Origin of the sequence: Nocardioides sp. JQ2195, assembly GCF_012272695.1 — a bacterium.
GTDB lineage: Bacteria > Actinomycetota > Actinomycetes > Propionibacteriales > Nocardioidaceae > Nocardioides.
In genome coordinates, this window is sequence record NZ_CP050902.1 from 206,403 (window position 1) to 228,727 (window position 22,325).

Annotated in this window: 20 protein-coding genes; 4 read left to right on the forward strand and 16 right to left on the reverse strand. The window is 70.6% G+C overall.

Annotated elements, in window-relative coordinates; genetic code table 11:
- Window positions 1-38 precede the first annotated feature (38 nt).
- The 3 genes from ncot_RS00990 to ncot_RS01000 are packed head-to-tail and all read right to left on the reverse strand — an operon-like array spanning window position 39 to window position 3,025.
- The gene (locus ncot_RS00990) at window positions 39-821 is read right to left on the reverse strand and encodes an SDR family oxidoreductase (RefSeq protein ID WP_168615920.1); all 783 of its coding nucleotides are present in this window, start codon (window positions 819-821) and stop codon (window positions 39-41) included.
- Window positions 818-2,293, reverse strand: a complete 1,476-nt coding sequence (locus ncot_RS00995) for a carboxyl transferase domain-containing protein (RefSeq protein WP_168615921.1) — start codon at window positions 2,291-2,293, stop codon at window positions 818-820. The genes ncot_RS00990 and ncot_RS00995 overlap by 4 nt, the downstream gene beginning before the upstream one ends.
- A 9-nt stretch (window positions 2,294-2,302) precedes the next feature.
- A complete protein-coding gene (locus ncot_RS01000) occupies window positions 2,303-3,025 on the reverse strand; it encodes a helix-turn-helix domain-containing protein (protein ID WP_168615922.1) in 723 nt (240 codons plus the stop codon).
- A 65-nt stretch (window positions 3,026-3,090) separates the two neighbouring features.
- Between ncot_RS01000 and ncot_RS01005 the strand changes: the two genes are divergently transcribed.
- Window positions 3,091-3,300, forward strand: coding sequence for a hypothetical protein (locus ncot_RS01005; RefSeq protein ID WP_168615923.1), 210 nt, complete (start codon window positions 3,091-3,093; stop codon window positions 3,298-3,300).
- On the opposite strand, the gene ncot_RS01010 is transcribed toward ncot_RS01005, so the two are convergent.
- The 3 genes from ncot_RS01010 to ncot_RS01020 form a co-directional block, all read right to left on the reverse strand.
- Window positions 3,277-4,293, reverse strand: coding sequence for an NAD-dependent epimerase/dehydratase family protein (locus ncot_RS01010; RefSeq protein ID WP_168615924.1), 1,017 nt, complete (start codon window positions 4,291-4,293; stop codon window positions 3,277-3,279). The two genes, ncot_RS01005 and ncot_RS01010, sit on opposite strands and share 24 nt — an antisense overlap.
- A gap of 66 nt (window positions 4,294-4,359) precedes the next feature.
- Window positions 4,360-5,874, reverse strand: a complete 1,515-nt coding sequence (locus tag ncot_RS01015) for a M1 family metallopeptidase (protein ID WP_168615925.1) — start codon at window positions 5,872-5,874, stop codon at window positions 4,360-4,362.
- A complete protein-coding gene (locus tag ncot_RS01020) occupies window positions 5,871-6,437 on the reverse strand; it encodes a GNAT family N-acetyltransferase (protein ID WP_168615926.1) in 567 nt (188 codons plus the stop codon). Before ncot_RS01020 ends, ncot_RS01015 begins: the two co-directional genes overlap by 4 nt.
- 52 nt (window positions 6,438-6,489) lie before the next feature.
- Between ncot_RS01020 and paaN the strand changes: the two genes are divergently transcribed.
- Entirely contained in the window at window positions 6,490-8,169 is a 1,680-nt protein-coding gene (paaN, locus tag ncot_RS01025) for a phenylacetic acid degradation protein PaaN (protein WP_168615927.1), read from the forward strand.
- 11 nt (window positions 8,170-8,180) lie between these two features.
- Here the strand turns inward: paaN and ncot_RS01030 are convergent, their stop codons facing one another.
- A complete protein-coding gene (locus ncot_RS01030) occupies window positions 8,181-9,131 on the reverse strand; it encodes an oxidoreductase (RefSeq protein ID WP_168615928.1) in 951 nt (316 codons plus the stop codon).
- Window positions 9,128-9,934, reverse strand: a complete 807-nt coding sequence (locus tag ncot_RS01035) for a maleylpyruvate isomerase family mycothiol-dependent enzyme (RefSeq protein ID WP_168615929.1) — start codon at window positions 9,932-9,934, stop codon at window positions 9,128-9,130. The genes ncot_RS01030 and ncot_RS01035 overlap by 4 nt, the downstream gene beginning before the upstream one ends.
- A gap of 50 nt (window positions 9,935-9,984) precedes the next feature.
- Here ncot_RS01035 and ncot_RS01040 point away from each other — a divergent pair, with 50 nt between their 5' ends.
- Window positions 9,985-11,748 (forward strand): thioredoxin-like domain-containing protein, encoded by a 1,764-nt coding sequence (locus ncot_RS01040; protein WP_168615930.1) that lies wholly within the window; start codon window positions 9,985-9,987, stop codon window positions 11,746-11,748.
- Between the two features lie 11 nt (window positions 11,749-11,759).
- On the opposite strand, the gene mnhG is transcribed toward ncot_RS01040, so the two are convergent.
- From mnhG to ncot_RS01070, 6 genes are read right to left on the reverse strand one after another with little or no spacing between them, the layout of a single operon-like run.
- Complete coding sequence (mnhG, locus tag ncot_RS01045) at window positions 11,760-12,128, reverse strand: monovalent cation/H(+) antiporter subunit G (RefSeq protein ID WP_168615931.1); 369 nt, start codon at window positions 12,126-12,128, stop codon at window positions 11,760-11,762.
- Window positions 12,125-12,415 (reverse strand): monovalent cation/H+ antiporter complex subunit F, encoded by a 291-nt coding sequence (locus ncot_RS01050; protein WP_168615932.1) that lies wholly within the window; start codon window positions 12,413-12,415, stop codon window positions 12,125-12,127. Before ncot_RS01050 ends, mnhG begins: the two co-directional genes overlap by 4 nt.
- Entirely contained in the window at window positions 12,412-12,981 is a 570-nt protein-coding gene (locus ncot_RS01055) for a Na+/H+ antiporter subunit E (RefSeq protein ID WP_168615933.1), read from the reverse strand. The genes ncot_RS01050 and ncot_RS01055 overlap by 4 nt, the downstream gene beginning before the upstream one ends.
- Window positions 12,978-14,675: a Na+/H+ antiporter subunit D gene (locus tag ncot_RS01060; RefSeq protein ID WP_240938012.1), complete on the reverse strand. Its 1,698-nt coding sequence runs from the start codon at window positions 14,673-14,675 to the stop codon at window positions 12,978-12,980. The genes ncot_RS01055 and ncot_RS01060 overlap by 4 nt, the downstream gene beginning before the upstream one ends.
- Window positions 14,672-15,127: a Na(+)/H(+) antiporter subunit C gene (locus tag ncot_RS01065; RefSeq protein WP_168615934.1), complete on the reverse strand. Its 456-nt coding sequence runs from the start codon at window positions 15,125-15,127 to the stop codon at window positions 14,672-14,674. Before ncot_RS01065 ends, ncot_RS01060 begins: the two co-directional genes overlap by 4 nt.
- A 13-nt stretch (window positions 15,128-15,140) precedes the next feature.
- Window positions 15,141-18,041, reverse strand: a complete 2,901-nt coding sequence (locus ncot_RS01070) for a Na+/H+ antiporter subunit A (protein ID WP_168615935.1) — start codon at window positions 18,039-18,041, stop codon at window positions 15,141-15,143.
- Window positions 18,042-18,184: 143 nt separating this feature from the next.
- On the opposite strand from ncot_RS01070, the gene ncot_RS01075 reads away from it, so the two are divergent.
- A complete protein-coding gene (locus ncot_RS01075; protein ID WP_168615936.1) occupies window positions 18,185-19,960 on the forward strand; it encodes a serine/threonine-protein kinase in 1,776 nt (591 codons plus the stop codon).
- Between the two features lie 48 nt (window positions 19,961-20,008).
- On the opposite strand, the gene ncot_RS01080 is transcribed toward ncot_RS01075, so the two are convergent.
- The gene (locus ncot_RS01080; protein WP_168615937.1) at window positions 20,009-20,233 is read right to left on the reverse strand and encodes a DUF6458 family protein; all 225 of its coding nucleotides are present in this window, start codon (window positions 20,231-20,233) and stop codon (window positions 20,009-20,011) included.
- Between the two features lie 104 nt (window positions 20,234-20,337).
- The gene (locus ncot_RS01085) at window positions 20,338-22,248 is read right to left on the reverse strand and encodes an acyl-CoA dehydrogenase (RefSeq protein WP_168615938.1); all 1,911 of its coding nucleotides are present in this window, start codon (window positions 22,246-22,248) and stop codon (window positions 20,338-20,340) included.
- Window positions 22,249-22,325: the final 77 nt, after the last annotated feature.

The following is a 22,325-nucleotide window of genomic DNA, read 5'->3' on the forward strand; positions in this document are numbered from 1 at the left end:
GACCGGGTGGGCCGAAGGTGCCCGCAACCGCTGGTGACTCAGCCGATGCGGACGGGTGCCACCGGGCGCAGGATCGCGTCGGTGCCTCCGTCGACGAAGAGCACCGAACCCACGACCAGTGACGCCGCGTCGGAGAGCAGGAACGCGATGGTGGCGGCGACCTCCTCGGCTCGTCCGGGACGGCCGATGGCCGAGGGATAGGAGTCGGCGAAGACCCCGAGCTCGGGATCGGCGCGCAGCTCCTCGGTCATCGCGGTGGTGACCAGACCCGGGGCCACGGCGTTGATCCGGATGCCGGCGCCGATCCACTCGGGCCGGACCCCCTCGCGCCTGGCCCACCAGGCGAGTGCCGCCTTGGTGGCCGGATAGACCTGCACCGCCTCGGTCGCGGTGGCCACGGACCGGGCGCCGGCCTCGTCGCCGGCCAGGCACCGGTCGGCGACCGCGGTCTCCCAACCGGGCTGGCAGGTCACCGAGTTCGAGGCGAGCAGCACCACCGACGAGGCCTCCGCCGCCGCGAGCTGCTCACGCAGGCCGGTGACGAACGCGACCGCTCCGAAGTGGTTGACCGACACCACCAGCGCAGGGTCGGTCCCGGTCAGGCCGGCGATGCCCGCACACGGCACCACACCGTGCAGCACGTCGGTCAGCTCGCGTACGCCGGCCACGGCTTCCGCGCGCCCCGACTCCGTGGACAGGTCGGCGACCACGTCGGCCCCACGCAGGTCCACGGTGATCACCCGGTTCCCCTGCTGGCGCAGGAGAGCGGTCGTGGCCGCGCCGATGCCCGAGGCGGCGCCGGTGACGGCGTAGCTCCTCACAGGTAGCGAGCCGTCCGCGCGGCGGTCGATCCGGGACCGCTCTCCAACAGCTGGGCCAGCTCGAACTCGAGCACGCCGCCCATGCGGCGGCAGAACGTCTCGGGCTCCTCGGCCGCGTCGGGCTTCTCCGCGACGATGCGATCGACCACGCCGCGCTCGAGCAGCCCGGACACGTGCACCTGTTGGGCCCGCGCCATCTCGGGTGCGTGCGCGACGTCGCGGTGCACGATCGCGCTGGCACCCTCGGGCGGGAGCGGGGAGAGCCAGGCGTGCTGGGCGGCGATCACCCGGTCGGCGGGCAGGAACGCGAGCGCCCCGCCGCCGTTGCCCTCACCGAGCATCAGGCACAACGTCGGTGCCCCGAGCGTGACCAGGTCGGCCAGGCACCGGGCGATCTCGCCGGCGAGGCCACCCTCCTCCGCCTCCTTGGAGAGGGCGGCGCCCTGAGTGTCGATGACGGTCACCAGCGGCAGCCCGAGCTCCACCGCCAGGCGCATGCCCCGGCGTGCCTCGCGCAGCGCGCCGGGCCCCATCGGGTGGTCGGTGGTCTGGCCGCGCCGGTCCTGGCCGAGGAACACGCAGGGTGCCTCGCCGAAGCGGGCCAGCGCGATCAGCAGGCCCGGGTCGGCCTCGCCCTGGCCGGTGCCGTTGAGGGGAACCACGTCGGTGGCCGCAAACTTCAGCAGGCGGCGTACGCCGGGGCGCTCCGGGTTGCGCGAGCGGGTGATGGCGTCCCAGGTGTCCACGTCGGGGATCTCGTCGACGGCGGGCGCGGCGACCGTGGAGATGCCGTGGCGCGGTGCCAGGATGTTGAGCGCGCGGTCCACGATGTCGGCCAGGGCCTCGGGTGGCAGGACCGCGTCGATGATGCCGCGCGCGTAGAGGTTCTCCGCGGTCTGCACGTCGTCGGGGAACGCCTTGCCGTAGAGCGCCTCGTAGACCCTCGGACCCAGGAAGCCGGTGAGTGCCCCGGGCTCGGCGACGGTGACGTGGCCCAGCGATCCCCACGAGGCCATCACTCCACCGGTGGTCGGGTTCCGCAGGTAGACCAGGTAGGGGAGGCCGGCCTCCTTGTGCTGGGCGATCGCGGCACTGATCCGCACCATCTGGACGAATGCCGGCGTGCCTTCCTGCATCCGCGTCCCGCCGCTGATCGGTGCCGCCAGCAGGGGAAGGCCCTCCGCGGTGGCGCGCTCGATGCCCGCGACCAGGCGGTCGGCGGCGTCCCGGCCGATCGAGCCGGCCAGGAAGCCGAACTCGCCGACGAGGAGCGCCACCCGCCTGCCGCGCAGTCGTCCCTCGCCGGTGATCACGGACTCGTCGGTGCCCGCCTTGTCGGCAGCGGCCGCCAGCTGTGCCGCGTAGTCGTCACTGACGTCGCGACGTGCGGGTGCCGTGTCCCACGAGGCCCACGACCCGTCGTCGAGGACGAGGTGGATCAGCTGGTGTGCGGAGAGACGTGTCGAGGTCACTCGTGAAGGCTAGGGCACGGCCGCGGGTGGGGTGGGCGGGGCCGGATCGCGGGTCGCGGTGTCCCGCAGGCTCGCGACGCACAGGCCGGGGCGGGCGAAGGGGTGGAGACCCGTGACGTCGACCGGAGCGGCCAGCTCCTCCGCCACTCCACGCAGCAGCCCGAGGTGAAGGGTGCAGACGACGTCGGGCCGCTGCTCGGCCACCTCGATGAAGGGGCAGTGGTGGATCCGCATCTCGGACCCTCCAGCGTCGTGATGACGAGTCTGCGCGAAGCCGACCTGTTCCAGCACGGTGTCGAGCCGGGCGAGGGCTGTGCCACCACCCAGTGCCTCCTGGTCGGCCGCGAGCCGGTGCCCCCAGGTCCGGCCGGCCGAGGCGGCCGCTGACCCGTCGGGGTCGAGTGCGGCGACCAGCCCCGCCAGCATGTCGGTCAGCAGCCGGTAGCTGCGCGGGCCCGGTTCCGCTGCACCGTGCGAGTAGAGGATCCGAGGGCGGCCGGGCGCCTCTGCCTGCTCGGACTCTCGCTGGGCCAGCCCGTCCTCGACCAGGCGGTCGAGGTGGAAGCGTGCGGTGTTGACGTGCAGGCCGGTCCGCTGCGCGACCTCCGCCACGGGGACGGGGCTGGCGGAGGCCTTCAGGCAGGCGAGCACCTCGGCCCGTCGGCGCCGCGGCGGCGACGGGGTGGTCGGATCGGTGTGGGGGACCGGATGGCCCGGTCGGGCTATTGCCATCCACCCATCATTGAAACGAAAATGAGTTGTGTCAATAAGAGCTGCGAAATCTGGGGGGACCAGTCATGAAGGGTCATCAGTGGGTCGGCGCCGCCTTGGTGGGCATGGGGGCGGGCAACACCGGCAGGGCGGAGCACGCCGCGCGGACGGGCCGGCACGTGCTGCCGGCCTCCACCCGGATCGAGGTGCTCGAGGTCTACTGCGCGAGCTGTCGGGTGAGGTACGACGCCCAGACCCGCACCGCGCCGTGCTCAGCCATGATGACCCGCGCCTGAGCCACCCCGGGGTGTGCCCGGCTCCGTCCGGCCGCTCAGCAGGCTGGCCTCGTCCGCCTGCGTGAGACCGGTGCGGGTGGCCCCCGGTGTCGCCCGGAGCCAAGCCAGCGTGTCACGCGCGGTGTCGGCCAGCGGGCGGGTGACCAGCCCGGCGGCGTACGACGCGTCCACGTCACGTGACATGTGCCCGGCGTACTCCGGGAGTGGGACCCACAGCGGCAGCGACCGGGGGCCGGACCAGGGGGCGACCCCCTCCTCGGCCAGACGTTCCTGCGAGACCCAGGTCCACCGCGGCTGGACGCCGACTCCTCGGGCCACCTCGTCGAGGAACTCGCGCCGGCTGGTCGCGCGCCCCGTGCCGTCCAGGACGCCACCGGTGCGTCGCTCGGCGCACGTCACGATCCACGCGGCCAGGTCACGGACGTCGATCAGCTGCACCGGGTCGTCGGGTGAGCCGGGAGCGAGCACCTCACCTCCGTCGGCGACCCTGTCGGGCCAGTAGGTGAATCGACCGCTCGGGTCGCCCGGCCCCACGATGAGGCCGGCCCGGACGATCGTCGGTGACCGGGTGCCGTCGAGGACCACCTGCTCGCAGGCGACCTTCATCGGTCCGTAGGCCGAGGGGTTCTCGGCGAGGTCCTCGTCGGTGGTGATCGGGTCGTGCACGGGCACCGTGTCGGGCGTCCCGCCGGGGACGGAGTCGTCGGAGTAGACGCTCACCGTGGACACGAAGACCCAGTGGGCATCGGGGAAGCGGGCCACCGCGTCGCGGACCCGTCCCGGGTGGCGAGCGACGTCGACGACCGCGTCGGCGTCCACGTCGAGCGGACCCCAGTCGGGCGCCGACCGGTCGAGCACGACGTGTCGGGCACCCTCCGGGACCGGGCCGGAGGCGCCCCGGCAGGCACACGTGACCTCGTGCCCTCGGGCCACCGCCTCGGCCGCGACCGCTCGGGAGAGGAAGACCGTTCCGCCGAGCACCAGGAGCTTCATGCCCCCAGCAAAGCGACCCGGCCGGCCTCCCGCAAGGGAGACCGGCCGGGTTCCGCTGTCAGCAGATCAGCTGCGCCGGGGTGTCTTCGACCCCATCAGCCAGGCGTCGAAGAAGGCCGAGAGCTCCTCGCCGGTCTCCTGCTCGATCCAGTCGAGGTATTCCTCGCGGGTCGGGTTGCCCTGCTCGTGGACGGTCGGCCACTTCCTCACCATCGCCCAGAACTTCTCGTCGCCGATCCTCTTGCGCAGCTCGTGCCACATCAGCGCCGGGCCGTAGTAGATGTTGCTCTCGCCGAAGGTGCGCGGGTCGTAGTTGCCGGGCGGGCCCGCCGTGGCGCGGTACTGCTTCTCGTAGAGCGCCCAGTCGTCCATCACCCGATCGACCTTGCGCCCGGTGTCCTCGGCCTCGAAGACACCCTGGAGGTACATCGCCATGCCCTCGTTGATCCACACGTCCTTCCAGTCGCTGGGCGAGGTGATGTCGCCGTACCACTGGTGCGCGATCTCGTGGACCACGACGTCCTTGGAGAGGGTGTAGTCGCTGTTGCCGTAGGTGATCATCTGCTGGGTCTCCATGGCGCTCTCGGAGTCGACGACCACCGAGCCGAGCGACGAGAACGGGAAGGGACCGAGCTTCTTCTCCAGCCAGTCCACCGCCTTGCTGGTGTACTGCATCGCGTTCAGCGCGCGCGTGTCACCGGGCTCGGTCCAGTAGGTCAGCGGGACACCACTGGCCGACTCGGCCTCGGTGCTCTCGTACTCCCCGATGGCGAGGGTGACCAGGTAGGACGACGCAGCGGAGTCGAGGTGCCAGGTGGTGACGCTGTTGCCGTCGACCTCCTCCTGCGAGGTGAGCTCGCCGTTGGCGATGCCCATGCGCGGCGCCGGTGTGGTGATCGTGAAGTCGTAGAACGCCTTGTCGGCCGGCTGGTCGTTGACCGGGTACCAGGTGTAGGCGCCGTAGGGCTCCTGCATGGTCCAGACGTCGCCGTCGTCGGTGATGGTGAAGCCGGTGGTCGAGAAGTCGCTGCGGGTCGTGGGTGCGTCCGCGGGCTCCGGGGTGCCTTCGTACTCGACGACGAGGAGGTACTTGGTGTCCTCGGTGACCGGCGCCTTCACCACGAGGTCCTTGCCGGTGTGCTCGACCTCGACCTCCTGGCCGTCGAGGGTGGCCGACGTGACCTCGAGGGGCTCGCCCAGGTCGAGCTGGAACTGGCCCTGCGTCGTGGTGGCGCGGAAGGCGACCTCGGCGGTGCCGGAGAGCGCCTTCGCGTCAGGGTCCCAGGTCAGGTCCAGGCCGTAGTGCAGGGAGTCGACGCTCGGGTCTCCGACGTTGGGGTAGAGGCTGTCCTCGACCGTCTCGCTCTCCGCGGCCTTGAATGCCGGGTCGTTCGGGTCGGTGTCGGAGACGGGAGGGTCGTCATCGCTCGGTGGCGCGGTCTGGGTGGCCGGCTCCTCGGAGGTGGTTCCGGCTCCCGGGTCCGTGCCCAGCACCCCGGCGGTGAGGATGGCCAGCAGCACCACCACGCCGACCACGAGGGTCACCACGACCGCCACGATGAGCAGCACCTTGTTCTTCACGCGTCTCCCCTGTCCTGAACGCCGGCGTCCTCAGCACCGGCGTCCTGAGCGCCGGGTGCGGCCCCACTCCTACCCCGATTCGGGCCGTCCAACCCCAGGGCCATCAGGGCCACCTGCTTCTCGCCCCCGAGGCGCGCCAGCTCGACGTAGCCGCGGCCGTGGTGGAAGTCGAGCGACGGCTGGTTGGGCGGCTCGACGTTGACCTCGAGCACCATCCGGCCGTACGCCGCAGCGTGGCGCTCCAGCTCGTCGTACGCCGCCCGGCCGAGGCCGGCGCGCCGGAACCCGTCGTCGAGGACGATCCGGTCGAGGTAGTAGAACCGGTCCCCGAAGCGCTCCCCGAACCACACGTAGTTCTCCGAGTCGTAGTCCGTCCCGGGAGCGAAGGTGAGCACGAATCCGGCCCGGCGCCCGTCGTGCTCGATGACGTCGGCGCGGTCGGCCCACTCCACCAGCTGGGCGAGCCGCGGCTCGTCGAGGTGAGAGAGCAGCTCGACGTTGCGCTGGTTGAGGTCCAGCACGAACGCATGGTCGTCCGCGGTGATCGGGCGCAGGGTGGGCATGACCGCACGCTATCGGGTTGGTCGTCTTACAGCGGTGTGCAAGAGTTGTCGCATGGTGTCACAAACTGACTTCTTCGCCCGCCACTCCGAGCGCCTCGACCAGGCCAAGGACGCGTGCGCCCACCGCACGTACTTCTCCGCGTTCAACGAGTCGCCGTCGCCGCGCGTCTACGGCGAGCACGCCGCCGCGCAGGGCCGCGCCGACTTCGACGTGTGGCGCGACTCCGCCTTCCCGCTGGAGACACCGGGCGCTGACGGGACCGTGGCGACGGAGCGCTCGCCCTACGGCTTCGACCTGGGCGTGTCCTACCCGCGCGCGCACGACGTCGAGGCGCTGCTCGGCGCCGCCAAGCAGGGCATGAAGGCCTGGCGCGACGCCGGGCCCGATGCTCGCACCGGCGTCTGCCTCGAGATCCTCGACCGTCTTCACCAGCGCATCTTCGAGCTCGCCAACGCGGTGCAGCACACCAGCGGCCAGGCCTTCGTGATGGCCTTCCAGGCCGGCGGCGCGCATGCCCTCGACCGCGCGCTCGAGGCGGTTGCCTATGCCCACACGGAGATGAGCCGCACGCCGGCGACGGCGGTCTGGGAGAAGCCCGGCCCCAAGCCGGGGAGCGACCCCCTGCGCATGGAGAAGACCTTCACGGTCGTGCCGCGCGGAGTGGCCCTGGTGATCGGCTGCAACACCTTCCCGACCTGGAACTCGTGGCCCGGTCTCTTCGCGTCCCTGGTCACCGGAAACCCGGTGGTGGTCAAGCCGCACCCGCAGGCGGTGCTGCCGCTCGCGATCACGGTGCAGGTCTGCCGAGAGGTCCTCACCGAGGCCGGCTTCGACGTGAACCTCGTGACGCTCGCGGCCGAGGACCCGGCCGACAAGCTCGCCTCGAACCTCGCCCTCCACCCCGACGTGAAGCTGATCGACTTCACCGGCGGCAACGCCTTCGGGGACTGGCTCGAGCTCAACGCCCGGCAGGCCACGGTCTTCACCGAGAAGGCCGGCGTGAACACGATCGTGATCGACTCCACCTCCGACTTCGCGGCGATGTGCGCGAACCTCGCGTTCTCGTTCTCCCTCTACTCCGGCCAGATGTGCACCGCCCCGCAGAATCTCTACCTGCCCGCCGGGGGGATCGAGACGGACCAGGGCACCAAGTCGCAGGCCGAGGTGGCCGCCGGTGTCGAGGCGGCGCTCGCGAAGCTGCTCGGCGACGACGCACGGGCCGTCGAGCTGCTCGGCGGTGTGGTCAACGACAGCGTGCTCGAGCGGTTGGCCGCGGTCGGGGAGAAGGGTGACGTCCTGGTCGCGTCGCGGGAGGTGGTCCACCCGGCCTACGACGACGCACGGGTGCGCACGCCGGCGCTGGTCGCACTCGGCGCGGACGACAGTGACGTCTACGAGAGTGAGTGCTTCGGCCCGGTCGCCTACCTGATCTCGACCTCGGGCACGGACCAGTCGATCGACCTGTTCCGCGACACGGTCCAGCGTCACGGCGCGATGACCGCTGCGGTCTACTCCACCGACGAGAGTGTCATCGACTCGATGCGTGATGCCGCCCTCGATGCCGGCGTGGCGCTCAGCGAGAACCTGCTCGGGGGCGTGTTCGTCAACCAGTCCGCGGCGTTCTCCGACTTCCACGGCACCGGCGCGAACCCGGCGGCCAACGCCTCCTACACCGACGGTGCGTATGTCGCCCCACGGTTCCGCGTGGTGCAGTCCCGGCGTCACCTCTGACCCGCGACCGGTCAGTCGGTGACCCGTGACCCGTCGATCCTGGACGGGTAGGTGATGCCGGTCGTCGCCTCGCTGATCTCCCAGAACCGGCGTTGCGTGCCGGCATCGCGGGAGAGCCGGTTGGAGCCGACCACGCGTGGCAGGCCGCGCATCTGGCGCAGTCCGCCCGGTCCGCAGTAGGTGCCGCCGGGCAGGTCGTCCGTGGCTGCCATCAGCGTGGGCAGGGCGCCCATCTCGGCGGACTGTGCCCCGGCCTTCATCACGGCATCGAGGATGCTGGTCAGGCCGCCGGAGCCCTTCATCGTCTGGCCGTAGGAGAGCAGGTGGGTGGCGGCGTACCCGGGATGCGCGGCGAGCGCCCTGACCGGGATGCCGGCGGCACGGGCCCGCCGGTCGAGCTCGAAGGTGAACAGCAGGTTGGCCAGCTTCGACTGTGAGTAGACCACCCATCGTGAGTAGCGACCCCGGCGTTCGCGGGGATCCCACAACGGGGCGACCTTGGTCAGGTGGTGGGCGTTGGAGGAGACGCTGACCACGCGGGCGTTGCCCGAGGCGATCAGCTGGGGCAGCAGCAACCCGGTCAGCAGGAACGGTCCGAAGTGGTTGGTCGCCATCTGCAGGTCGAGGCCGTCATCGGTGCGTCGTTCCGGCGTGGCCATCACGCCGGCGTTGTGGACGAGCACGTCGATGGCACCGAGGCGGGCCGCATCCTCGGCAGCGGACCGGACGGAGACCAGGGAGGAGAGGTCGACGACGAGCTCGTCGAACGTGGCGTCGGGGATCTCCTGGAGCAGCTGGGCCCTGGTGGCCGCGAGCTTCTCGGGGTTCCGTGCGGCCAGCACCACCCGAGCCCCACGCCGGGCCAGCTCCCGAGCGGTCTGGGTGCCGAGGCCGCTGGTGACGCCGGTGACCAGGACGGTCCGCCCCGACTGGTCGGGCATCTGCGCCAGGTCCCAGCTCATGGCGTGGTCCGGAAGGCGTCGACGACCTTCTGGCCGAGAGCGGCATCGCCGTGGAACTCGATGCCCTCGGGTGCGCGGCGTCCGCCGGCCATCACGATGAACGCCTCACGGCCCATGCTGATCCGCACCGTGGGGTTCCACGGCACCTCGACCGGGTGCGCCCGGCCGTCGTCGCCGACCGAGACCGCGCGCTCGTCGCTGCCGGCCACGGCGAGCACCACGGTCGTGGCAGCGGCCGGGGCGACCCTCTTGCCGACGACCACGCCGAGGGCGTCGAGCATGTAGTCCGTGGTGTGCTCGGCGGCGACGGAGTCCATGCTCCCGGGGCGACCGGTCGCGCGGCGGATGTCCTGCTCGTGCATCCACACGTCGAGGGGACGGTTGCGCAGCAGCGTGTTCCAGTCCCAGGGGACGCCCCCGAAGACCAGCGACGGCTTCGCCGTGCCGTCCGTGGGCGGGTCGTCGAGCAGCTCGGTGCGCCGCTTGGTGGTCGACTGACGGATCTCGTTGATCAGCTCGTCGGGGGACCGTTCGCGGCGGGCCACCACGCCCTGCTCGGTGTAGAGGCCCATCAGTCCGGTGACGTGCTCGGGCTCGCCGATGTCGATGGTCTCCTCGGGGGCGCCGGCGAGCACCGCCTCGAGGTGGGCGGTGTGGGCGGCCACGTCGTGGACGGTCCAGCCGGCCAGGTCCGTCGGCTTGGCCCAGTCGACCTCGGCGAGCTCCTCCAGCAACTCGGAGAAGTCGTCGATGGCCTGCCACCACACGTCGATCCAGCCGGCCAACCGCTTCTCATCGCTCATGGGCCGAGCCTACCGAGGTGGTCCCATGGCGGCTGGAGGACACTGGAGTCATGAGCACCACACCCCGCGTCCGCGCGCCGGAGCTCCAGGGCCGTGGCTGGCTCAACACCGACGGGGCGCTGACCCTGCGCGAGCTGCGTGGCCGCGTCGTGCTCCTCGACTTCTGGACGTTCTGCTGCATCAACTGCCTGCACGTCCTCGACGAGCTGCGCGAGGTCGAGGAGGAGTTCGCCGACGAGCTCGTGGTGATCGGCGTGCACTCGCCGAAGTTCGTCCACGAGGCCGACCCGGTCGCCCTCGCCAGCGCCGTCGACAGGTACGGCGTGGCCCACCCGGTGCTCGACGACCCTGACCTGGTCACCTGGCAAAACTACGCGGCCCGGGCCTGGCCGACGCTGGTCCTGATCGACCCCGAGGGGTACGTCGTCGCGCACTACGCGGGCGAGGGGCACGCCCACGCGATCACGGCGCAGGTCCGACAGCTGATCGGCGAGCACCGGGCCAAGGGCACCCTCCAGCCGGGGGACTCGCCCTACGTCCCACCCGAGCCGGAGCACACCGACCTGCGGTTCCCGGCCAAGGTGGTGGCCCTGCCCGACGGCCACCTGCTGGTCGCCGACGCCGGTCACGACCAGGTCGTCGAGCTTTCTCCCGGTGATCGAGCCTGTCGAGATCACGTCGTCCGCCGCCTCGACGGTTTCCGTGAGCCCAACGGCCTGTGCCTGCTCCCGCCCGACGTCGCCGCCGAGGTCGGGTACGACGTGGTGGTGGCCGACACCGTCGCGCACAGGATCGCCGGGATCACGCTGGCCACCGGTGAGGTGCGGGCGTTGGCCGGCGACGGACGCCAGTGGTTCCAGGGTGACGGCACCGACCGCCTCTCCAGCCCGTGGGACGTGGCGTGGTGGCAGGACCGGATCTGGATCGCGATGGCCGGCATCCACCAGCTGTGGACCTTCGACCCGCGCACCGGTGCGGTCGAGGTCGCGGCCGGCACCACCAACGAGGGCCTGGTCGACGGGCCACTCGAGGAAGCCTGGTTCGCGCAGACCAGCGGGCTGGCGCCCGACGGCGACCGGCTGTGGCTGACCGACTCGGAGACCTCCTCCCTGCGCTGGATCCAGGACGGCCGGGTGCACACCGCGATCGGCCAGGGCCTCTTCGACTTCGGCTTCAGGGACGGCGCCCGCGACGATGCCCGCCTGCAGCACCCGCTGGGCGTGGCCGTCCTCCCGGACGGCGCGATCGGCGTCTGCGACACCTACAACGGCGCGCTGCGCCGCTTCGACCCGGGAACCGGCCTGCTCTCCACCATCTCGTCCGGCTGGGGCGAGCCGTCCGGGCTGCTGGTGCGCGACGGGACGGCGTACGTCGTGGAGTCGGCGGCGCACCGGATCACCCCGGTGGACCTCGACGATGTCGGAGACGACACCGGGTTCGAAGCGCGCACCCAGCGGCCGACCACCGACGTCGGCGACCGCCTCGAGCTGCGCACGCCGTTCTCCCCGCCCCCCGGACAGAAGGTCGACGACCGGTTCGGCCCGGCGAGCCAGCTGATCGTCACCGCGACCCCGGCCTCACTGATCCGCAGTGGCGACGGACGCGGGACGGACCTGTCCCGCACGCTGGAGCTGGACCCGGCGGTCGGAGAGGGCGTGCTCCATGTCGCGGCCCGGGCCGCATCCTGCGACATCGCCGGCGGGGAGGGTGCCGCGTGCCGGATGCACCAGCAGGACTGGGGCGTCCCGGTGCGGATCAGCAGTGACGGAGCCGCCGAGCTGGTGCTCCCCCTCGGGGGAGCCGACCACGGCTGACCCGCACGTGGTCACGGGGCTCCGCGGGGTTCCTTGATCGTGGGCAGGACCTCGCTGAGCTCGTCGACGATCAGGCGGTCCCGGTCGACCTGCCCGGCGCGGAACGAGGCCCGGCCCACCATGTGGTTGGCCACCGGGGAGGTGACCAGTGCGAAGAGCGCGATCAGCAGCAGGATCCCGATCGATGACGGGTCGCGCAGCCGGAAGCCGAGCCCGGCCAGCACCAGCAGCAGGCCGAGCACCTGCGGCTTGGTGGCGGCGTGCATCCGGCTGAGCAGGTCCGGGAGCCGGAGCACCCCGATCGCGGCGACCAGGGCCAGGCCGGCGCCGAGCAGGAAGCAGGTCGCGGCGATCACGTCCGCGGCGGTGGTCCAGCTCATCGCCGGCCCTCCTTCCGGCCGTTGTCGATGTCGTCACTGCCCGTGGTGAACCGGGCGACCGCCACCGAGCCGACGAAGCCCAGCAGGGTCAGCACCAGCAGCAACGGGATCGTGGAGGTGTCCCGGTTGGCCGCGGCGTGCAGGCCGACCGCGCAGATGCCGACGGCGATCAGCACGTCGAGCGCGACGGTGCGGTCGAGGATGGTGGGCCCGATCGTCACCCGGGCCACCAGGAGGACGGCGGCCAGGGCCAGCATTGCGGCACACACGATGAGCACGACGGTCATCGGTCGACTCCTTCAGTTGCAGCGGTGGTCCTTGGGGGATCCTCGACGCAGCTGAGCTCGGCACCGAACGCCCGCACCACGCGGCGCTCCTGGTCGAGGACCCGTTGCCGGAACTTCTCCACGCCGTCCACGTCCTTCACGTCGAAGGCGTGGAAGAACAGGGTGTGCGTCGAGCGGCGTGCCTCGACGGCCAGGGAACCGGGGATCAGGCAGGTCATCTCGGCGACCACGGTGAGCACGAAGTCCGACGAGGACCGGAGATCGACCTCGATCACCGCGTTGCGCAGGTTCTTCGTCGACCGCAGGGTGGCCACCGCCACCTGCAGGCTGGAGACCACCACGTCGGCCAGGAACTTGACCACCAGCCACAGCAGGGGAATCGGACGCACGTGGAGGTTCATCCTGAGTCGCGGCAGGGGGAAGACCACGCAGACGATGACCGCCACGATGAATCCGAAGAGCGCGTTGCCGAGGGAGAAGTCGCGCCACAGCATCAGCCAGACCAGGGTGAGCCAGGCCAGGACGGGAAGCTGCAGCAGCCTGTGCCGCGGCTGGTGCGGGCTCACTGCTCGTCCCCCAGGACCGCGCTGACGTACGGCGTACGCTCCAGCAGGTCGGCAGCAGCCCGGTCGGTGTAGCCGTAGAGGGGCCCGGCGACCAGGGTCAGCGCGAGCGAGAAGGCGATGAGGGCGGCGGTCGGCAGCACCATCGACAGCGGGAGCCGGGACGGCAGGCTCCCGTCCTGGAGCCGCTGGTGGAGGTCGCGGTCGGGCGCGTCGGAGTCGATCACCCGCCGGGCCTCCTCCAGGTCCCGGGTGCCGAAGGCGGTGCCGTGCACGTGCACGTGCTGGCCGTGGACCACCATGCCGTGCTGTCGCTGGTCGTCGTCGAGGTCGTCCTCGAGCCCGGGCAGGGCGCGCATCATCTCGTGCGCCTGCTCGGGGGTGCGCCAGAAGGCCAGGCTCCAGGTCTTCGCGATCGCGTAGAGCGTGAGCAGGCTGGTCACCACGGCGCCGGCGACCAGCAGCCAGGCCAGCGGGGTGCCGTCGTGGATGCCGGCCTGGAGGAGGCCGACCTTGCCGATGAAGCCGGACATCGGCGGGATGCCGGCCAAGTTCATCGCCGGCACGAAGAAGAGCACGGCCAGCAGCGGGGAGAGCTTGGCCAGCCCGCCCATCCGGATCAGGCCGGTGCTGCCGGTGCGGCGCTCGATCAACCCCACCACCAGGAACAGTGCGGTCTGGATGGTGATGTGGTGGGCGACGTAGAAGATGGCCCCCGACATGCCTTCGACGGTGGCCAGCCCGATCCCGAAGATCATGTAGCCGATGTGGCTGACCAGGGTGAAGGAGAGCATCCGCTTGATGTCGGACTGGGCGATGGCGCCGAGGATGCCGATCACCATGGTCAGCAGGGCTGCCCACAGCAGCAGGCTGCTCAGCGGCGAGTCGGGGAACAGCAGCACCTGCACCCGGATGATCGCGTAGACACCCACCTTGGTCAGCAACCCGGCGAACACCGCCGTGACCGGAGCCGGAGCGGTGGGATAGCTGTCCGGGAGCCAGAAGGACAACGGGAACACCGCGGCCTTGATCGCGAACGTGGTCAGCAGCAACAGCTGCAGCATCAGCGCGGTGCCGTCGGGCAGCTCGTCGAGACGTCCGGCGAGCTGGGCGAAGTTGAGGCTGCCGGTGGCGGCGTAGACCGCGGCCAACGAGATCAGGAACAGGCTCGAGGAGAGCATGTTGACCACCACGTAGATCGTGCCGGCCCGGATCCGGGCGCCGGTGCCACCGAGGGTGAGCAGCACGTAGCTGGCGAAGAGCAGCATCTCGAAGCTGACGAACAGGTTGAAGAGGTCGCCGGCCAGGAACGCGTTGGAGACGCCGGCGACCAGCACCAGGAACGTCGGGTGATAGATCGAGACCGGTGCCTCGTGGGAGTCGCCGGTCATGCCCTGGCCGAGTGAGTAGAGCAGCACCAGCAGGGTGACCACGGCGGAGACCAGCAGCATCAGTGCGGAGAGCCGGTCGGCGACCAGCGCGATGCCGAGCGGCGAGGCCCAGCCGCCGACCCAGACCACCTGCGGCCCGTTGCGGTCGGCCTCGACCATCAGGACCGCGGCGATCACCACCACCGCGGTCAGGATCGTGATGGTGACCAGTCGCTGGGCACGTGGGCGGTGGGAGAGCATCAGGGCGGCGCCGGCCCCCAGGAGGGGGAGCACGACGGGCAGCGGGACGAGGGCGGTCAGGTTCACTGCTCGGCCCCCTCTTCCTCGTAGACCTCGTCGGTGGCCCGGTCCTCGGCGGTGGCCTCGTGGGCCAGCTCGTGGCTGTCGGACACGTCGTCCGTGGCGGCCAGACGGCGGATCGCGGCATCCTCGACATCGTCCTGGACGTCGTCGTGCCCGTTCAGCTGCCAGCTGCGGTGGGCCATCGCCAACAGGAACGCGGTGGTGCCCAGCGCGATCACGATCGCCGTCAGCACCAGGGCCTGGGGCAGCGGGTCGGCCATCTCGTCGGTCGGTGTCGCGCCGATGATCGGCGGCTTGCCGGCCGGCCCGGCCGAGACCATGAACAACAGGTTGACGCCGTTGCCGAGCATCAGCAGGCCGACCAGCACCCGGCTCAGGCTGCGCTCGAGGATCAGGTAGACGCCGCAGCCGATCAGGAACGACGCGGTGAGGATCAGGGTCAGGTTGGCACTCACAGGTTCACCTTGCTCACAGTCGCACCCCTCCGGCCGTCGTGTCCGCGGCCGTGCGTTCCTCGCGCAGGATCTGCCGGTCCAACCGGGATCCGAAGGTGCGCAGCAGGTCGAGGATCAGGCCGACCACGACGAGGTAGACACCGATGTCGAAGAACATCGAGGTGACCACGTGGGGCTCACCCAGCGGGCCGAGGTGGAAGTCGACCTGGGCGCTCTGCAGCACCTCGCCGCCGAAGGCGAGGGGCGCGAGTGCGGCCGCCGTGGCCACGAAGAGTCCGGTGCCCATCAGCATGCCGGCGTCGACCGGGGCCGCCTCGTCGAGCTCGTAGCGACCACCGGCGAGATAGCGCACCATCAGCGCCAGCCCGGTGACCATGCCGGCCGCGAAGCCACCGCCGACGTGGTTGTGCCCCGCGAAGAGGAGATAGATCGAGAGCACCACCATCGTGTGGAACATCAGCCGGGTGACCACCTCGAAGATGATCGAGCGGCGGTCGGGGCTCAGCGTGCGGGGCCCGGCCAGCCAGGTCCGCAGGCCCGGCGTGGTGGTCAGCTTCGTCACCGTCGAGGGATAGGGGATCTCACGCACCCGGCGGATCCCGGACATCCGGGTGTCGAGGAAGATCAGGCTGGCCACCCCGGTGGCGGCCGCGACGAGCACCGAGATCTCGCCCATCGTGTCCCAGGCCCGGATGTCGAGCAGGATGACGCTGACGATGTTGTGGCCGCCGCCGTAGGCCAGGGCCGGTTCCGGGAAGCAGGCGGAGACCGGTTCGGCGGTGCGCGCGTTGGTGGACAGGATCATGAAGCCGGCCACCGCGACGCCCACGGCGGCGCCGAGGGCCATCCGGAACCACCGCTGCCGGGTGAGCGGGCGGTCGGTGAAGTGGCCGGGCAGCCGGCGCAGCACCAGCACGAAGACGACCAGGCTGGTGGTCTCGACGAGCACCTGGGTCAGCGCGAGGTCGGGTGCGCCGTGCAGGAGGAAGAGCAGGGCCGTGCCGTAGCCGGTGACGCCGACCAGCAGCACGGCCCGCAGGCGCCGCCGGGAGCGGACCGTGTAGATCGCGGCGAGCACCATCACCGCGCCGACCGCGGCCTGCTCCGGGGAGTCCCACAGGATGACGTCGATCGTGTCCGGGAAGGCGTCGACCATGACCACCCCGGGCAGGACGAGGACCACCAGCAGGATGAAGGTGAGGTACGCCGCCACGGAACCTCGCTGCGTCGTACCGGTGATCTCGACCGCGGCCCGGTCGATGCCGCGCATGGCCGAGCGGTAGAAGCGCTCCATGCTGAGCGTCGACGAGGTCAACGCCTGGAGCTGCGCCATCGCGTGCCGCTTGACGAAGAGCAGCGCCCCGACGGCGACGACCAGGGCGGAGAAGAGCAGGGGCAGCCCGAGGCCGTGCCACAGAGCCAGCTCGGCGTGGTGGGCACCCTCGGGGAACTGGTGCAGGTAGCCGGCGAACTCGTGGGTCATCGCCGGCCCGGAGAAGCCGAGGACCACCGTCAGCGCGGCCAGCACCACCGGTGCGAAGGCGAAGCCGACCGGGACCGGCCGTGCCGCGATCGGGGCCACCGTCGGCTTGGTGGCGAAGGCGCCCCACAGGAAGCGCAGGGTGTAGGCCATGGTCAGCACCGAGCCGAGCACGATCCCGACGAGCACCAGCCACCCGGCGTACGGCGGCAGCCCGGTGCCGTCGCCGCCGGACGTGCGGGCCACGTCGAGCAGGGCGCCGAAGACGCTCTCCTTGCCGAGGAAGCCGAGCAGCGGCGGGAGCCCGGCCATCGAGGCGGAGCCGATCACCGCGGTGGCGAAGACCACCGGCATGGCGCGGGCCAGGCCGGAGAGCTCGCGCAGGTCACGGGTGCCGGTGGACTTGTCGATGATGCCGACGACGAGGAACAAGGTGGCCTTGAAGAGCGCGTGCGCGACCAGCATGCCCAGCCCGGCCAGCGCCGCGGCGCGGGTGCCGATGCTGAAGACGACCAGCAGGAAGCCGAGCTGGCTCACGGTGCCGTAGGCGAGCAGCAGCTTGATGTCGAACTGGCGCAGCGCCCGCCAGCCGCCCAGCAGCATCGTGAACACGCCGAGCACCAGGATGCTGCCGTGCCATCCGGGGGTTCCCGCGAAGGCGGGGGCGAGCAGCGCGACGAGGAAGACGCCGGCCTTCACCATGGAGGCTGCGTGCAGGTAGGCGCTGACCGGGGTGGGCGCGGCCATCGCGCCCGGGAGCCAGAAGTGGAACGGGAACAGGGCCGACTTGCTCAGCGCTCCGACCAGGACCAGCAGGACGCCGACCGTGGCCGCCGTGCCGCTGGGAGGATCGGCCAGCAGCTCGCTGGCCCGGTGCGTGTCACCCAGGGCGCCGAGGAGCAGGACCCCGACCAGCATGGCCAGGCCACCGAAGGTGGTGACGATCAGGGCCTGGGTGGCCGCCAGTCGGCTGGCTCGCCTGGCGGGGTCGTGGCCGATCAGGAGGTAGGAGAAGACCGTGGTCAGCTCCCAGAAGACATAGAGCAGCAGCAGGTCGTCGGAGACGACGAGTCCGAGCATGGCACCGGCGAACGAGACGAAGATGCCCGAGAATCGCGCCACGGCCGGGTCGTCCCGCTCGAAGTACCAGGCGCAGTAGGCCATCACGAGCACGCCGATGCCGCTGACGATCAGCACCATCACCCACTGCAGCGTGTCCATCCGCAGGGCGAGGTCGAACTTCAGGCTGGGCAGCCAGGAGATCGTCTCGGTCACCGTCTCCTCGTCGCGCACCCGACCGGTCTGGGCGAGCGCCCAGACCAGGGTGGCCGCGGGGGCGACGGCGAGCGCGAGGAACACCTTGCGACCCATCAGGCGCACCAGGGCAGGGGCCAGCGGGGCTACCGCGAAGTGGGCGATGACGAGAGCGAGCAAGGGTGGGCCTCAATGCGTGGGGTCCGTGTCGGGGCAATCCTAGGGAATGACCGGGTGGCTCGAGTCACGGACCGCGCGCTCCTGCCGGAAGCCTTCTAGACTCGGGCCCGTCCGGTGGCCATGACAACCTGGGGGTCCTCGCAATGATCCGCCTGCCTGCAGCAGGGGAGAGCTTCGGTCGTTACCAGCTCGAGCGCACTCTCGGTCATGGCGGTATGGGCGTGGTCCTTGCGGCCCGGGACACTACGCTGGGCCGCGACGTCGCCGTGAAGCTCGTCGTCCCGCAGTACGCCGCGGACCCCGGCTTCCGGGCCCGGTTCCAGCAGGAGGCGGCGACGCTGGCCAAGCTGGACTCGGCACACGTGGTGAGCATCTTCGACCACGGGGAGCAGGACGGTGTGCTGTTCCTGGTCACCCAGCTGGTCGCGGGCGGTGACCTGCTCCAGCTGATCCACCGCGAGGGAGCGATGCCCCCCGCGCTGGCCATCGACGTGCTGGGCCAGGTGGTCCTCGGCCTGTGCGACGCCCATGCCGTCGGGGTGATCCACCGTGACATCAAGCCGGCCAACGTGTTGCTGCGCGGACGCGGACGTGACCTCGATGTGTTCCTCTGCGACTTCGGCATCGCCACCACACCCGGCGCCGACCTGTCCCGCACCGGCACGGTCGCCGGCAGCCTGCCCTACATGGCGCCGGAACGGCACCGGGGGGAGAAGGCCGGTGTCGCCGGCGACGTCTATGCCGCTGGCTGCCTGCTGTGGCACGTGCTGACCGGCTCCGCGCCGTACGCCGGCACCGACGTCGAGGTCGCCCTCGGCCACATCCAGGGGCCCATCCCGCAGCTTCCGGGCAAGGACGACTTCAGCTCCGCGGTCAACGCCCTGCTGCGCCGGTCGATGGCGAAGGAGCCGCGCAGGAGGCACCCGTCGGCCCGTGCGCTGCACGCCGAGCTGGCCCACCTGGCCACCCTCGCCCCGGACTCGGTCCTGTTGCCGGGAGCGACGGCGTTCCGGGCACCGATCGTGCTCGAGAGGGGCAGGCGTCGCTGGGTCCCGGGGACGGTCGCCGCGGTCGCGACCGGAGCGGTGGTCGTGGGCACCCTGTTCGCCGCCGGATTCCTCGAGGGGGATCCGGAGCGCCAAGCCGCCTCGGTCCTCGGCAGGTCGAGCACGCCCTCCACGGTCGCGGCGGCGAAGGTGGTCAACGAGCCGCCGACGTTGGTGCCGGCCACCTCCTCGGAGTCGGCGTCGTCGTCGGAGCCCACCGATGCGGCGGAGCCCGGCGAGGGTCCGCGGGTGAGGCGCCGGGCAGCCCGTTCCGGTGGTGACGGCGGTGCCGGTGAGGGCGGTGGCGGCGACGGCGGTCCGGTCCCGACGAAGCGCAAGGACCGGACCAAGACCTCGACGACCCCGACCCCGGCTCCGGTCAACCACTACCGCTGCTGGAACGGCGACGAGGTGCCGGACTACTCCGACTGCACGCGTCCCCTCGGTTGGACCGGAGCCAGCTACATCTTCCGTGACCTCCCGAACCTGAGTGACTGCCGGGCCGTGGCACAACCGGCCAGCCCCAACATGGTCGAGTCGTGGGGATGTCGCTACGCGAGTGGCGGGACCGAGAAGAACTGGGTGACGATCAGTCGTTGGTACACCTCACGCAACGCCAGGTCCTACTACTCGAGCTGGTTCAGCGGCGTGGCCAGCTCCGGTGCGTGGTTGCGGGGTGATCGCCGCTTCGGCGTGGCCATGTCCGGGCGCAAGGGCGACCGCCAGCGTCGCTTCGGAGTCGTCCGGATCTATGAGAACGAGCCGTGGTCGGTGTCGGTCAATGCCACCGACAAGGCGGCGCGCAAGGCCTTCTTCGACCGTTTCCATCGCTACCGCTACCCGAACTGGTTGCGCGGCTACAAGTACCAGTGAGCGTGGTCCGGGCCCCGTTGCCCGGGTGTCGGGCAGCTGCCCCGTGTGTCAGGCGGGCGGCGGCGGACGACGGTCGTCGACGACGTGGGTCGTGCGGGAACGCTGCGCGTTCATCACGAGTGCCAGCACGATCGCGAGCGCTCCGACGATCACCAGGATCCAGCCGATCGTCTCCGACGCCACGGCGTCGTCGATGCTCGCCGGCAGGTCGACGGCTCCGAGGGCGAGGATCAATCCGATCACCAGCAGGACGATGCCGAGTCCGATACCCATCACTTTGCTCCCTTGGTCGAGGACTGGGACCCACTGTGGCACAAATGCGGCACTCCCCGGCCGATTGCCCGGCCGGGGAGTGTTCGCGTCTGGGGGTGCCAGGATCAGAAGGCAGCCTCGTCGAGGTCCATCAGGGCCAGGTCGACGTTCTCGGCGAGCAGGCGCTCCGAGGTCAGCTTCGGCAGGTTGTTCTGCGCGAAGAACTGCGCCGCGGCAACCTTGCCCTCGTAGAAGTGGCGGTCCTTCTCGGAGACCTCGCCGGCAAGCTTGTCCAGGGCGACCTCGGCGCCCTTGAGCAGCAGCCAACCGCACACCACGTCGCCCAGCGCCATCAGCAGGCGGGTGGTGTTCAGGCCGACCTTGTAGATGTTGCGGATGTTTCCGTCGCCCTCGCCTGTGTTGCTCGAGGCGTCGGCCGACATCAGGTCGTTGATCATCGTGCCGACCATGGCGTTGGCGTCCTCGAGGGCCGTGGCGAGCAGCTCGCGCTCGACCTTGAGGCGACCGCCCGAGTCGGCAGCGTCGCCGGCCTTGATGAAGCCCTCGATCTCGGCAGCGAGGTGGCCGAGTGCGCGGCCCTGGTCCTTGACGATCTTCCGGAAGAAGAAGTCCTGGCCCTGGATCGCGGTGGTGCCCTCGTAGAGCGTGTCGATCTTGGCGTCGCGCACGTACTGCTCGATCGGGTACTCCTGCAGGAAGCCCGAGCCACCGAAGGTCTGCAGCGACTCGGTGCCGAGCAGGACCCACGAGCGCTCGGAGCCGTAGCCCTTGACGATCGGGAGCAGCAGGTCGTTGACCGCGGCGGCCAGCTTGGCCTCCTTGGTGTCGGACTCTCCGGCGGCCTCGGCGATCATCACCTGGTCCTGGTAGGACGCGGTGTAGAGAACCAGCGCGCGCATCGCCTCCGCGAACGCCTTCTGCGTCATCAGCGAACGACGTACGTCGGGGTGGTGGGTGATCGTGACGCGGGGCGCGGTCTTGTCGGCGGCCTGGGTCAGGTCGGCGCCCTGGACGCGCTCCTTGGCGTACTCGAGCGCGTTGAGGTAACCGGTCGAGAGCGTGGCGATGGCCTTGGTGCCGACCATCATGCGGGCGTTCTCGATGACGTCGAACATCTGGGCGATGCCGTTGTGCACCTCGCCGAGCAGCCAGCCCTTGGCGGGCTCGCCGCCGCCGACCTGCGGGTCGCCGAAGGTGACCTCGCAGGTGTTGGAGACCTTGATCCCCATCTTGTGCTCGACGTTGGTGACATAGATGCCGTTGCGCTCACCGGTCAGCTCGCCGGTCTCGTGGTCGAAGTGGTGCTCGGGCATCCAGAACAGCGAGAGTCCCTTGGTGCCGGGGCCACCTGCGCCCTCGACGCCCTCGGGCCGGGCCAGCACCAGGTGCATGACGTTCTCGGTCATGTCGTTGGTGGCGCTGGTGATGAAGCGCTTCACGCCGGTGACGTTCCACGAGCCGTCGTCGTTCGGGGTGGCCTTGGTGCGGCCGGCCCCGACGTCGGACCCGGCGTCGGGCTCGGTCAGGACCATGGTGCAGCCCCACTGGCGCTCGACCATGAACTGGGCGACCTTCTGGTCGCGCTCGTTGCCGTTGTTGTAGACGACGCCGGCGAACGGGGCGCCTGCGGCGTACATGTGCAGCGGGGCGTTGGAGCCGAGCACCATCTCGCCGATGGCCCAGTTGAGGCTGGAGGGAGCCGGGGTTCCGCCCAGCTCCTCGCGAATCTGGAGGCGCCAGTACTCGGCGTCCATCCAGGCCTTGTAGGACTTCTTGAACGACTCCGGCAGGGGAGCCGAGTGGGTCTCGGGGTCGAAGACCGGCGGGTTGCGGTCGCTGTCCTCGAAGGAAGCGGCGAGATCCTCGCGGGCGAGGCGGTCCACCTCGGCAAGGATCGTCTTGGCTGTGTCGACGTCGACGTCGGCGAAGGGACCCCGGCCCAGGACCTGGTCCCGGCCGAGCACCTCGAAGAGGTTGAACTCGATGTCGCGCAGGTTGCTCTTGTAGTGGCTCACGGACCCACCTTTTCCATGTTCAGGGGAGTGGACGAGCAGATGTCTCTACTCGTCAGTAACTTAAGTATGAATCGCAA